Genomic DNA, 12,012 nt, shown 5'->3' with positions numbered 1-12,012 from the left:
TTCAGCCTGTTGGGCGCGCCAATTGCGTAGGGCTGCTTCGGTATGATGCGAGGCTGCGTCCTCTCATGCCGCTCATGCCTGAATGATGAGGGGCAGGCTGGGTGAAATGGCTGAAACCCTGGAAAGGATGAAATGCCCTCACAGCAGGCTGTGTTCCCTCACGCGCATCAGCAACGATTGTATCGCCGTAGGGAGACTGGCTTCGTGGCGCCGCCAAATCAATCGCGCCCTTACGCTGAGGCGGGTGTTTGACGTCCCCTGACGGGCCTATCCGTTCGTCATCAGGTATGGCCCAGGTTTCGAGCACCTTCCATTGATACGGGGCTCCGAGCCCCGGGGTTTGGGAATGATAGGCCGCCGCCGCACGCGGCCAACTTCCCATCTTGTCGTGCATCTGGTTAAGAAAACGCCCGGCATAGAGAGCATTCGAGGTTGGATCGAACGCCTCATCAAGTGAATGGAAAGCATCCGGATGCTGTTGCAGGTTGACCTGCAAGCACCCGACGTCGATCGACATAATACCCGCATTGCGAAATTCGGTTGCCGCCGCGACGGCGTCCTGTTTGGAATCGTAATAATGGCCAACGCCATTGGCCATTATTGTCCACGGCCAGGACGACAGTCGCCCCTGCGCGTCGGTCTTGCCGCTCTCGACCCGACTGATGGCATATAAGAAACCTTCGGGAATGCGGAGGACTTTTTCGGCCTGGCTGGAGGCTATACGGCAGCGCTCAGCTTCCATCGTCTGAGACAGGGCCGGCACGGGAGCGAGAGCAACGCTGAAACCCAACATTGCGAGAGACGCGCTGGCTGATTTCGATAGGCGTGATTTCATGAAAATCATGAGTCCGTTGCGCCTCTCAGCGAAATCCATGGCAGTCTTTCAATGGCGTCTATGTGACAGCGGGATTACGGTTCGCCGTGGTGCGGCATAGATCAATATCAAAGGTCTTCCCGTTACAGGATAAGCAGGCGTTATGACAATCATTATCGCTTTTGCAACAATGCCGGTGTGAAACTGTCTCTCTGTTGGAGAGCGTTAACCTTGTTGTGGTTGTAAGTGACGGGCCTGTGTCGTAGGGTGTCATTGCTGGCGCCTGTCGTACAAGATCACTATCGATGGTGCAGGCTTATCCATTTGACAAAGACATTTCGATACGCACTCCGCGTCACACCGGGAACTGGGCTGGACGATCATACGATGCATTGTCGTAACGGGAAAAAGACGTTTGGCTGCCTGATAAAGACGCTCCTTTTTTGTATGAGCCTGGGAATCGTGGGTTATGCGCCAGCGTCAAACGCTACCGTAGTACGCGTCAAAGATATTGTCGATTATGAGGGTGTGCGTGACAACCAGTTGGTCGGGTACGGATTGGTTGTCGGTCTGCGAGGAACGGGCGACCGGCTGACAAACACGATCTTCACTCGCGAGACCCTCATCAGCATGCTCAATCGTCTTGGAGTGAATATCCGCGATCGAGAAGTCCAGTTACAGACTCATGATGTAGCCGCAGTCATGGTAACCGCGACTTTGCCTCCCTTCTCTCACGGAGGTGGGCATATCGATGTTACGGTATCGGCAGTGGGCGACGCTCGTGACCTTGCAGGAGGCACGTTGCTGGTAACGCCGCTCCAGGCAGCAGACGGTGAGGTCTACGCTGTGGCGCAGGGCTCCCTCGTCACGAATGCTTTCTCAGTCGGAGGGACGGCGGCTTCGGCTACCCGGAATATTCCAACGACAGGGCATATCGCCAATGGCGCGGTTGTCGAGCGCGAGGTGCCGGTTTCCCTGGGCAGAAGCGGGCTGATCCATCTCTCCTTGCGAAACCCGAATTTCACGACAGCAAACAGAATCGTCAATGCCATCAACCGTTCTCTCGGATATGGCACGGCCAAAATGGATGACCCGCGCACGGTTTCAGTCAATATGGCCGGGCGCGACGCGCCCTCGCTTCTTTATCGGATCGGCGATCTTATGATCGAACCGGATACGATGGCCAAAGTCATTGTGGATGAGGCAAGTGGGACCATCGTGATGGGCGATAATGTGCGCATCAGCACGGTTGCCATTGCGCAAGGCAACCTGACGATCCAGGTGACGGAAACTCCGTTGATCGCCCAGCCTGCCCCTTTTTCCAATGGGACGACGGCGATCGTGCCTCGAACGCAGATCGATGCCAGTACAGACAGTTCTCACCGATTGGGTATTCTTCGTGAAGGTCCCACGCTCGCGAGCCTTGTTGCCGGGCTGAACGCCTTGGGAATGGGGCCGCGCGATATGATCAGTATCTTGCAGGCTATCAAGGCTGATGGCGCTCTCCAAGCAGATCTGGAGGTTCGATGACATGACGGCTTTGACGCCTGCAACACTCTCTTCTCTCTCTGCTGCGCAGAATGAGACATTGGCTAAAGCGCAGGAGGCTGCCCGAACCGCAAAAGCTGACAAGGCACGCGAAACAGCGAGATCTTTTGAGGGCCTTACGCTGGGTGAGTTGCTTCAGCCCATGTTTGACACTGCTGACATCTCAGACAACGAATTTGGTGGAGGCGCGGCTGAAAAGCAGTTCCGTTCCCTGCAAGTGCTGGAGATGGGAAAGCAGATAGCCAATAATGGCGGGATCGGTATTGCCGACAGTGTGTATCGACAAATACTCGCGATGCAGGAACAGGAAGAGACATGATCGGTATGCGCTCAGACCAAACCTCACCCGTCATAAAAGCGGCATCGCGGCTTATGGCCCTGCTGAAAGTGGAAAATGAACAGCTTCGTCAGGGGAAGCCTGAACAGATCGAGATACTGCTCGCGGATAAAACGAAATTACTGTCAAAAATGGAGCAGGCACTGACTCAATTTGAGGAAAAGGGGGGCGATAGAACAGTTTTGATGCCGACCATGGGGGACCTGATCGCGCTTGTTGCGGAGAACCAGGCTTTGCTCGAACATATGTCAGTCGTGCAAACCGAATTCCTGAAATTGATATGTGCCGCGCCCGTTGAAGAAATCACGCAGGCATACAGTCCGTCAGGTCACTACGTCACGCCGACGACAGAGAGCGCCGCCTTGACCCTTCACAGTGAAATCTGAGAGTTGAAAGACCGTATGCGCGTTGGACTGATGAGGGCGACAGGTCTGTTTGTAAGCTTGGCGTTGACCGCCTGCCAGTCTCCAGCAAAGCCGTATCTCACCATGGGTAAACGGATAGCGGATGCGGGGTTTATAGCCCATCCCGCAGATACAACCGCACGTTACGCAATGATGAATTCGCTCCCGCCTGGTGTGATGACCTATCGGCCTGCTCCTAGCGGCCCCATCTATCTCTACGCAGATCCGATCGGATGCGGCTGTGTCTACATAGGATCAGACGTGGCGTTCGTTTATCTTCTGAATTCGACCCCTGTCGTTCGAAATCAGCACTTGCCCATCAAGAATGTCCCTTCGATTGCATCGATGGCCGCTGAAAATCGACGCAATACCAGTGTCTGGGACTGGAGCGCCTGGTCCAGTCTTGCAGACCCCGGTGCTACGCAGCCCCGATATGTAACCGGGGCTGCGTGGTAGAAACGGCTCGGTTCTCTACTCGCCGAGAAACTTGCTGCCCATACGTTTGCGAGCATGATGACCTTCTGACACCGGCTTGCGGGCCTCGGTAACCACGGGCGTGACGGCCGGGCGTTGCTCGTGTCGCTCTGGTTCGGGAATGGGAGCCTTCGCTGGGGTGTGGTTGTCCGGGAGGGGAGCTTCGGTATTTTCCGGGTCGTCTTGCAGGATAGGTGCCTCTGACTGTCGAAGCATATCCAGTTTGACGTCTGACACATCATCCAGAAGCTTTCCCAGGGATTGCTCACTGGATTCCGCTTTTCGTGTCAGAACGCTGAGCTGCTCAGCCTTCGAATCTGCCTTGTCCACAAGCGTATCCAGTTCACCCCCGACGATCTTGGCTTGCTCGATCGTGCGGCTCAGCGGTCGTCCGCTGACTTGACCCGCAACACGCAGCTTTTCAACACCATCATGCGCATTTTTGATACTGGTCTCGAGCTTTTCGATAAGTTTGACGAGACTTGCTCTGTCGCTCTTCAGAGCTGACAGGGTCTTGCTGATGTGAAAGTTATAGGCGATGCCTAACAGCAGCAGAACCGAGAGTGCCGCTTCTATGAATACCTGAATTTGGGCGAACATTCTCTCTCGATCCTCCGTTATTTATCGTCAGCCTCGTTTTGCGGGATGTCAGTCCATAGTCTCGAAGTCAGTGTTGGCCTCACTCGGGTTGTGTATATGCGGGCTATCCTCGGGCACAAGCCGATGATCGATCTTCACCGCTGCTTTCCCCCCTGATTGCCCCAGATGCCCCTCGAAGAGTGTCGTCTGATTACACTGCAGCGTCACAGGGAGGGTGTTTTTCACCTTGTGGGGAAACACGAGCTGCATACCTGGCTTCATGGCGAGCAATGTCGAGAGGCTGACGGTCTGCTCCTCAAGCACAGCCAGGATTTCGGCATTGGTTTCCATAATTTCGGAAATAAGGTGGTTTTCCCAAACCGAATCACGGCCAAATCGCTCCCCCATGAACTGCTGGGAGAGCAGATCTCGCACAGGTTCGAGGGTTGCATAAGGGATGACAAGATCCATATTGCCGGTCCGGTCCTCCATATCGATATGCATCTTCGATGTCACGACAGCATTTGAAGCACGAGCGATCGCCGCAAAGCGTGAGCTTACTTCGAGCCGTTCAAAGATAAGGTCGATCTCGCATACTGGGCTGAACGCGACCGACAGTTCCCGCAGGGTCAGGTTCATGAGCTTTTCGATCAAAGTGCGCTCTATAGCGGTGTGAGGCCGCCCCTCAGTGCCTGAATGACCCTTCCCACGCGGGCCACCCATGAGAATATCGATTATGGAGTAGGCCAGCGCGGAATCGATTACGAGAAGACCGTAATTCTCCCATTGGACAGCCTTGAAGACGCAAAACAGCGAGGATGACGGCACGCTGTTGACGTAGTCGCCGAAACACATGGAGCGCGTGTATTCTGTGGTAATTTCGACATTGTCATTCGTGAAATTCCGAAGGCCCGTTGTGAGGAGGCGGACCAGTCGGTCAAGCACGATCTCGAGCATCGGCATGCGCTCGTAAGCGACAAAGCCGGCCCTGATCACACGCTCCATTCCTGTCTCGTGCCGTTCAGGCAGGTCGCTGAATGCGCCGCCAAGGAGATTGTCAATCTCCGACTGGTCGAGCATCTGGTTCAGCGTTTCGTCCGCCTGGAAAGGCTCGGAGGCACTGCCGGAAAAGGGGTCATTCTCGCTCTCGACCTTGGGGTCGGCCCAGGCATCAGGTATGGGCGGGATATGGTGTTCACTAGGCGACATCATGAAACTCTGCCTGCATCGAAAGGACCAATGTTTATCTCAACCGGTCTCACTGTATGAGGAATTCGGTAATATAAAAATTGGTGATCTTGAGGGGCGCTATCTCAATTCTAAGCCGCCTCAGGAGAGTTTCACGCAACCTGTACACCCCGTTTCCCCTTATCTCCTGAGGGCGCGTCTCGTGCAGATAGGTCTGAAATATATCCTGGATCTGGGGAATATACCGCCTCAGCGAGGCCTCATTCTGAGTTCCTGCAATCTCCACACGCGTTGTCATCTTCACATAGACGGGTCGATTTTCACCATTATCGAGGCTCGAGATGATGGATGGTACCGCCAGGATGGTGCTTTGGGCAGTAGACGGGTCAGCAGCCTCTGCTGTCTGCTTCGTTGATGAAAACCACCCCTTATGGACTGCAAGATATCCTGTGCCGGCGATTAAAGTGAGCAGGATCAGTGATGCTGCCACGAGAATGAGGCGTTTCTTTCTAGGTTGAGCCTTCATCCCAAGCCGATCGTCATCGACAACGTTGATGTCGAGATCATCGTTCAGGCGGGATTCACTCATTTATCTTTCGCTCACGTTCTTCTGGCAGTGATTGTAGTTTGATTAATGCGCCATTCATGCGCGGACGGAAGTTTCCGGGGCGCCATAGGAGGAGCATCCTCCTGCGAGGCCGCCTTGTTTCAACGGGCAGCATCAGACTGCTGCCCGGGAAAATCGTCCTTTTATATTATTTTATATTATTGCTTCATGGCAATGGTAGCCTGCAGCAGAGTGTCCGCAGTGGTGATGACCTTGGTATTGGCTGAATACGCTTCCTGAGCGACGATCAGGGCAGAGAGGTCGCTTGTGAGATTTGTGGTTGAAGACTCTGTGTAACCTACGGAGAGTGTTCCGGTCCCGTTGGCGCCAACAGTGCCGACAGCGGGGTTACCAGACGCTGCGGTAGCGGTGTACGCTTGCCCGTCTACCGCGTTCAATCCGTTGACATTGGCGAAATTGGCAAGCGCAATCTTGCCGGCAAGTTGGGATGCCCCGTTGCTGAACTGCGCCATGACCGATCCGTCGCTCTGTATCTGAACGCCCTGATATGTGCCAGCGGCTATAGCGTCGGATGTGAGAGCTGTCGTGTCCTGTCCAAGCGAGCTCGAAGTCGAGAGCAGGGGGCTCGTTGTGCTGGTCATGTTTGGCAGCTTCACCGTATAGGCCTGCCCGTTGATCGTGGCGGCAAGAGTCGTCGGGGGTGAATTTGCCGTGCCGTTCGCATTGAAGGTGATCGAACTCGTCGAGCTCAGCGCAGCGCCGGTAGAGGAGTTGATGGCCGACACGCTCCAGGTTGGCGGCGAGGCAGATGTCTGAGCCCACCGAAGCGATACGGGCGTACCCCCAACATCAACAGGCGACGTCATATAGCTCTGGTTCGAGCCAGTGGCCGTACCGATTTGAGAGCTGTCCTCAGTGAGTGTCGAAGTATTCTGATCAAGCGTCAGGCTCGAGACTGCGCTTTTGCTCGCAGTGCCCGTCGATTGTGCCATGATCGTTCCGCTGGTGCCACCAATGGTGCCCAGTGACAGGCTAATCGACTGAGAGGTATTCGTTCCGTAGGACGCTGTGATGGGGAGCGTTACAGCCGCGCCAGTGGTGGTCGAGCCAACTGCAGCTCCCGTCGAATCCGTCACGCTGGCCAGAGTGCCGTTACTGTTGAAGGTGACGTTATAGGTGTTATCCGCCTGATTGATGGCGCCCGTTCCATCTGCGTCATAAGCGCTGGCAGTCCAGACGAGGGGATTTGTGGTGCTTTGAGACCAGTTGAGCGCCACATGATGCTGTGTTGCGTTCGCGTCATAAACTGTCACGGGTGCAGTCGTGTATGTCTGGGCATCACTGGCGGTATAATTCGCCGAATTTGCAGGCATTGTGCCCACAGTAGCTGTCAGCGTGAGCTTGCTCGTCTGTGGCTGACGATAAGTGATATTGCCAACATTGATCTGCGTCACACTTGTGCCAAGCTGTCCGGACGACGGATCGACCATATATCCGTCGAGATAATAACCGCTGGTATTGACAAGATAACCTTGGTTATTTTGCGAAAATTCACCGTTTCGCGTGTAATAACTTTGATCTGAAAACTGTGTTGTGCTCGCATTGCCAGCGCCGTTCGCCTTGGAGACAACGAATAACCCATTTCCAGAAATGGCCGAGGCAAGACTGTTGCTGCTGCTGGTCGGTGTACCCTGATTATCGACATGCTGCACCGTGATAGCGGATACGGAATCCGAGACATCGGCCGAGGCCGTGCTGCCAATCATCGAGCCAGCAACGAAGTTCTGGAACGAAGTCGTATCGGCTTTGTAACCTACGGTCTGACTGTTTGCGATATTATTACTGAGATTTGTAAATGCCGTTGACTGCGCGTTTATTCCGCTGACGGCCGTCGTGAGCGCGTTAAATACTGACATCAGAGTGTCCCCGACCTTATATGCCACGAACTGCTTCGCTTGCCGCATGGGCATGGTATACGAAGAGTCCGAATGTTGAATGAACGAGACGACATAAAAATGCGCGATGCCTTGACCGGATCGAAATTTGGCTCTCACCACGCCTGCGGCAAGCAGGAGTATCCCGAAACGAGGTGAATCCCAGCTTGGCTATGGGTAGCATGTGTTGGTGGAAACGCAAGCTTTGTTACGATGTTTATCCGGATGCTAACCCACGATATCGAAACGCGGTAAAACGTTTTCCGCGGTGCGGTGACGGCAAACTGAATGTCGGATGACAAAATTGAGACAGAAGCCGCAGGCGTCGGATAAAAACGTTTCGTTAACTATTTTCACGATTAGATGAATGGCCGGCACTGATCCGGCGCAAAATAGGGGTGGTTCTGACAATCAGCACCGGTGGCGCGGCTTTGGTATAGTCCGGCTTTGTGAGTGTCTATCTGCCCTCGTCTCCAGTACTCTTCAGGCAATCTCCGGAGTAAAAAATCGATGTTTAAGTCGTGGCCTGGTGGCTGGGCAGATGCCAAAGCCAAGATGAATGCGCTTGATCGTGCGCTGGCGTTCATCGAGTTCGATGTGAGCGGCATGATCCTTGAGGCCAACCAGAATTTCTGCGATGCAATGGGTTATCGGCTTGATGAGATCGTGGGGCGGCATCATCGCCTGTTCATTGACGATACCTATGCGGCAAGTGCGGGATATGCAGGATTCTGGCGCGGGTTATCTGAGGGAAAGTCCTGTACGCAGGAATGCATAAGGCTGGCAAAGAGCGGTTCCGAGGTTTTGCTGCAGGCGAGCTATAATCCAGTCAGGGACGTTACAGGTCGGGTCTATAAAATCGTCAAGGTTGCAGCTGTAGTGACAGAGGCTGCGGCCCTCAGGGCTGATACAGCGGGCAAGCTCGACGCGATCTCCCGTGCTCAGGCTGTTATCGAATTTGCGCCCGACGGCACCATCTTGCATGCAAATCCCAATTTTCTCGCAGCTATGGGCTATTCACTGCCAGATCTTGTCGGGCGCAACCATTCGATCTTCGTCGGGTCGGATATGGCTGCCACCTCGGAATACAAGGCGTTCTGGAACAAGCTGCGCAAAGGGGAATATGTACCGCTCGAATGCAAACGTCTCGATAGTCGTGGGGAGCCGGTGTGGCTGCAGGCTTCCTATAACCCGATTTTCGATATCAAAGGCGAGGTGGTCAAGGTCGTCAAATTCGCGACGGTCATCACGGGGCGGGTGAAGGCCATTGATGACGTTGGTAAGGGCCTGGCGCGACTGGCCGATAACATCCTCGGTTTTCGTCTCAATGGCGAGATTGATCCCACATACGAAAAGCTCCGCGAAGATTTCAACAGGGCAATCTCGAAGTTGGACATGACGCTCGGCGGTGTTGCGGCCTCGGTGGGCACGGTCGCGAACGGAGCCAATGAGATCGTCGTTGCCTCCAATGATCTCGCCCGCAGGACAGAGATGCAGGCGGGTAATCTCGAGCGCACCGCCGTTACGCTCAATCAGATTACTGCGCGCGTATCAAAAGGGGCGGAAAGCGCCAAGGCAGCGGCCTGTTCAGCTTCATCAATGAGAGTCGATGCACTGGCGGCGACCCAAATCGTGGATGGAGCGATCGATGCCATGGAGCGTATGCGTGAGGCGTCGAAGGCAATCTCGCAGATCACCGGGATGATCGAACAGATTGCCTTCCAGACCAATTTGCTTGCCTTGAACGCTGCCGTCGAGGCCGCCCGCGCGGGTGAGGCGGGTCGTGGGTTCTCCGTGGTGGCTACAGAAGTGCGTGCGTTGGCAGAACGTTCTGCGAAGGCATCTCAGGAGATACGTCTCCTCATTTCAGAGAGTACGACGCACGTTGACCGTGGCGCAAAGCTGATCACGGATGCTGGATCTGCGCTGGGTGGGATTGTCGAACGTATATCCGGAATTGACGGCCTTCTGTCGGAAATCGCCTCGGGATCCGAAGACCAGGCGGAGGGGCTGGGGAAGGTCAACCAGGCTGTGGGTCAACTGGATCGTGTAACCCAGCAGAATGCCGCAATGGTCGAAGAGGCAACTGCGGCGGCCAATAGTCTCGGTGTCGAGGCGGGGCGTCTCAAGGGGCTTGTTGATGAGTTCACGTTGAGCGAGGTTGTCTAGGGTGTCGGGTCAGTTACAGCCATTTGGCTAGGTATTCAGTCCGTGTCATTTTTCACGATGCGTGGCCCGGTCTGCGCAGTAGACCTGGATTGAGTGCACCACCCTGCATCGGCTTACCTGATGCAGGGGGCGGATGCGGTTCCCCGAGGCCGAGCTCTTGCCTGGCTACAGCTTTTTTTATCCCGGATGTGCCAGCTTCTCGTGGCGCCAAATTTCCGGAGCCAGAGCCGCCGTATCGGCGGAAAGTATGTATCCTCTCGCGCTATTTACCACGTGCCGTCAGAGATGGTTGGAAACTTTTGCGAAACTATTTGTCTCTAGGTCTGTCCGTGCTGGTTTCCCCTTTTTCATCGGGGTGGCGTGTTGAAGCCCGTCGTGGGTGACTGCGGCATTCTCTTGCTGAACGGAATTGCATGAACCTCCTGGCCTCCCTTTCTATCGCCACGGGTAGCCTCAGTGTTATCGAGGCCCAGTATGCTGTGACGGCAAACAATGTCGCGAACGCAAATACCACTGGCTACGTGAAAGAGACGGCTGCGACGTTGTCTTCAGTGGCTGCGGGGTATGGTACAGGGGTCAGGCTTGGCAATACCCAGCTTGCGATCAATCAAGCGCTTCAATCATCGCTTTATCAGCAAAATGCCCAGGCCTCGTCCTACGCAGTGATGAGCAATTCGCTGGCTGCCGTCTCCTCCGTGCAAGGATCTACCTCTCAGGATTCCGGGAGTACTTCTAGCCTTTCAGACCAGCTCGGCAATTTGCAAAGTGCCCTGATTTCCCTGACGTCCACTCCTACCCAGAGCGTCTCCCAAAGTGCAGTCGTCAGCAAGGCCTCTGCCTTGGTGACAACCGTGCAGACTCTTGCCTCGACCTATGCTTCGCAGCGACAGGCGGCGGCTGATGGTGCGGTGTCCGATGTGTCCTCCATCAACTCCGACCTGACACAGATTGGTGCTCTGTCTAAGCAAATCATGAAATTCAAAAGTCTTGGGCAGGGTACCGCTGATCTGGAAAATCAGCGTTTGGGCGTGATGTCAGACCTGTCTTCCAATCTGAGCGTGTTTTTTACCACCAGTGCAAACGGCGATATGACGGTGCGTACCGCAGACGGAACGCAGTTGCCAACCAGACCCGATCAGATGGGTCTGGACGACAGCACCCAGACACTACCCAGCAGCACGTGGCCTCTCTCGACTTCGAGTGTTACACTGTCGAGCAGTTCATACTACAGTGCGCAGAACACGAACTCTTCCATCCCGGCAATTACTCTTGCTGGCCAGGATATTACAACGAGTCTGACAGGGGGGAGCCTTGGCGGCAACCTGACCCTGCGCGATAGCACTTACCCTCAGATGCAGGCGCAGCTCGATTCATTCTCCTACACGGTAATGAATCGTTTTAGCAGCGCAGGATTGCCTCTGTTCGTCACCAGCTCTGACGCCAACGCGACGAGTTCGATTCAGGGCAGTGACCTCAGTAAGCCGGTGCCTCAGGGAATTGTTGGGCTATCTGCCAGCCTGAGTGTCAACAGTACCTATACCAAGACGCCGTCGGCGCTCACCACCACCACGAATAGTGATGGGAGCACCAACACAGGTGTCACAACCACCATCAGCAATGTTCTTTCCACCACCTTTGGCTCGGATGCCGAAGACGTAAGCGGGGGTCTATCTGCGCCATCCAGCAATCTCGGTCCAGGTGGGTCAATCTCGACGGGATATGCCGGTAATCAGGGACTACTCGCGTTATCAACTGCCCTTACCTCCAATCAGGGCGCTACCATCGCTTCCATGAGCGCGGGTGTCACGTCTAGCAGCGCCGTTCTCACGCTCCTGCAGGCCAAAGTGGCAGACGTCTCGGGCGTCAACGTCAATGACGAAATGGCCAAGACCGTTGCGCTGCAAAATGCTTACACGGCGAACGCGAAGATCATTTCCACGGTGCAGACCATGTTCAATGCGCTGTTATCGGCAATCCAGTAAGCGGTCCGGAGATTG

10 protein-coding genes are annotated in these 12,012 nt (G+C 55.0%); 5 read left to right on the top strand and 5 right to left on the bottom strand.

Annotation, left to right across the window (positions count from 1 at the left end):
- Position 1: 1 nt before the first annotated feature.
- Positions 2 to 835, bottom strand: coding sequence for a transglycosylase SLT domain-containing protein (locus tag Asbog_RS11320; RefSeq protein ID WP_171840693.1), 834 nt, complete (start codon positions 833 to 835; stop codon positions 2 to 4).
- 426 nt (positions 836 to 1,261) lie between these two features.
- Here Asbog_RS11320 and Asbog_RS11315 point away from each other — a divergent pair, with 426 nt between their 5' ends.
- Genes Asbog_RS11315 through Asbog_RS11305 form a run of 3 tightly spaced genes read left to right on the top strand, consistent with a single transcriptional unit; the run spans position 1,262 to position 3,085 of the window.
- Complete coding sequence (locus Asbog_RS11315) at positions 1,262 to 2,344, top strand: flagellar basal body P-ring protein FlgI (RefSeq protein ID WP_062165214.1); 1,083 nt, start codon at positions 1,262 to 1,264, stop codon at positions 2,342 to 2,344.
- A gap of 1 nt (position 2,345) precedes the next feature.
- Positions 2,346 to 2,681: a rod-binding protein gene (locus Asbog_RS11310; protein WP_062165937.1), complete on the top strand. Its 336-nt coding sequence runs from the start codon at positions 2,346 to 2,348 to the stop codon at positions 2,679 to 2,681.
- Positions 2,678 to 3,085, top strand: a complete 408-nt coding sequence (locus tag Asbog_RS11305) for a hypothetical protein (RefSeq protein WP_062165213.1) — start codon at positions 2,678 to 2,680, stop codon at positions 3,083 to 3,085. The genes Asbog_RS11310 and Asbog_RS11305 overlap by 4 nt, the downstream gene beginning before the upstream one ends.
- A 489-nt stretch (positions 3,086 to 3,574) precedes the next feature.
- On the opposite strand, the gene Asbog_RS11300 is transcribed toward Asbog_RS11305, so the two are convergent.
- The 4 genes from Asbog_RS11300 to Asbog_RS11285 form a co-directional block, all read right to left on the bottom strand.
- Positions 3,575 to 4,177 carry a DUF6468 domain-containing protein gene (locus tag Asbog_RS11300; RefSeq protein ID WP_062165212.1) on the bottom strand — a complete coding sequence of 201 codons (603 nt, stop codon included), beginning with the start codon at positions 4,175 to 4,177 and terminating at the stop codon, positions 3,575 to 3,577.
- A gap of 48 nt (positions 4,178 to 4,225) precedes the next feature.
- A complete protein-coding gene (fliM, locus tag Asbog_RS11295) occupies positions 4,226 to 5,368 on the bottom strand; it encodes a flagellar motor switch protein FliM (RefSeq protein ID WP_083510851.1) in 1,143 nt (380 codons plus the stop codon).
- A gap of 46 nt (positions 5,369 to 5,414) precedes the next feature.
- Positions 5,415 to 5,933 carry a flagellar basal body-associated FliL family protein gene (locus Asbog_RS11290; RefSeq protein ID WP_062165211.1) on the bottom strand — a complete coding sequence of 173 codons (519 nt, stop codon included), beginning with the start codon at positions 5,931 to 5,933 and terminating at the stop codon, positions 5,415 to 5,417.
- Between the two features lie 176 nt (positions 5,934 to 6,109).
- Positions 6,110 to 7,828: a flagellar hook-basal body complex protein gene (locus Asbog_RS11285; protein ID WP_062165936.1), complete on the bottom strand. Its 1,719-nt coding sequence runs from the start codon at positions 7,826 to 7,828 to the stop codon at positions 6,110 to 6,112.
- A 528-nt stretch (positions 7,829 to 8,356) separates the two neighbouring features.
- Here Asbog_RS11285 and Asbog_RS11280 point away from each other — a divergent pair.
- On the top strand, positions 8,357 to 10,015 hold the full coding sequence (locus Asbog_RS11280) for a methyl-accepting chemotaxis protein (protein WP_197669043.1): 1,659 nt from the start codon (positions 8,357 to 8,359) through the stop codon (positions 10,013 to 10,015).
- 413 nt (positions 10,016 to 10,428) lie between these two features.
- Positions 10,429 to 11,997: a flagellar hook-associated protein FlgK gene (locus Asbog_RS11275; RefSeq protein WP_062165210.1), complete on the top strand. Its 1,569-nt coding sequence runs from the start codon at positions 10,429 to 10,431 to the stop codon at positions 11,995 to 11,997.
- Positions 11,998 to 12,012 lie beyond the last annotated feature (15 nt).

It is taken from the genome of Asaia bogorensis NBRC 16594, assembly GCF_001547995.1.
GTDB lineage: Bacteria > Pseudomonadota > Alphaproteobacteria > Acetobacterales > Acetobacteraceae > Asaia > Asaia bogorensis.
The sequence above is the reverse complement of the archived record's forward strand: the minus strand, read 5'-3'. Positions and strand labels throughout refer to the sequence as shown.

What these genes read in the sequence shown, in the direction of transcription:
- fliM (WP_083510851.1), bottom strand. Translation starts at nt 5,368, where the DNA reads ATGATGTCGCCTAGTGAACACCATATCCCGCCCATACCTGATGCCTGG.
- Asbog_RS11280 (WP_197669043.1), top strand. Translation starts at nt 8,357, where the DNA reads ATGTTTAAGTCGTGGCCTGGTGGCTGGGCAGATGCCAAAGCCAAGATG.
- Asbog_RS11290 (WP_062165211.1), bottom strand. Translation starts at nt 5,933, where the DNA reads ATGAGTGAATCCCGCCTGAACGATGATCTCGACATCAACGTTGTCGAT.
- Asbog_RS11285 (WP_062165936.1), bottom strand. Translation starts at nt 7,828, where the DNA reads ATGTCAGTATTTAACGCGCTCACGACGGCCGTCAGCGGAATAAACGCG.
- Asbog_RS11310 (WP_062165937.1), top strand. Translation starts at nt 2,346, where the DNA reads ATGACGGCTTTGACGCCTGCAACACTCTCTTCTCTCTCTGCTGCGCAG.
- Asbog_RS11315 (WP_062165214.1), top strand. Translation starts at nt 1,262, where the DNA reads ATGAGCCTGGGAATCGTGGGTTATGCGCCAGCGTCAAACGCTACCGTA.
- Asbog_RS11300 (WP_062165212.1), bottom strand. Translation starts at nt 4,177, where the DNA reads ATGTTCGCCCAAATTCAGGTATTCATAGAAGCGGCACTCTCGGTTCTG.
- Asbog_RS11275 (WP_062165210.1), top strand. Translation starts at nt 10,429, where the DNA reads ATGAACCTCCTGGCCTCCCTTTCTATCGCCACGGGTAGCCTCAGTGTT.
- Asbog_RS11320 (WP_171840693.1), bottom strand. Translation starts at nt 835, where the DNA reads ATGAAATCACGCCTATCGAAATCAGCCAGCGCGTCTCTCGCAATGTTG.
- Asbog_RS11305 (WP_062165213.1), top strand. Translation starts at nt 2,678, where the DNA reads ATGATCGGTATGCGCTCAGACCAAACCTCACCCGTCATAAAAGCGGCA.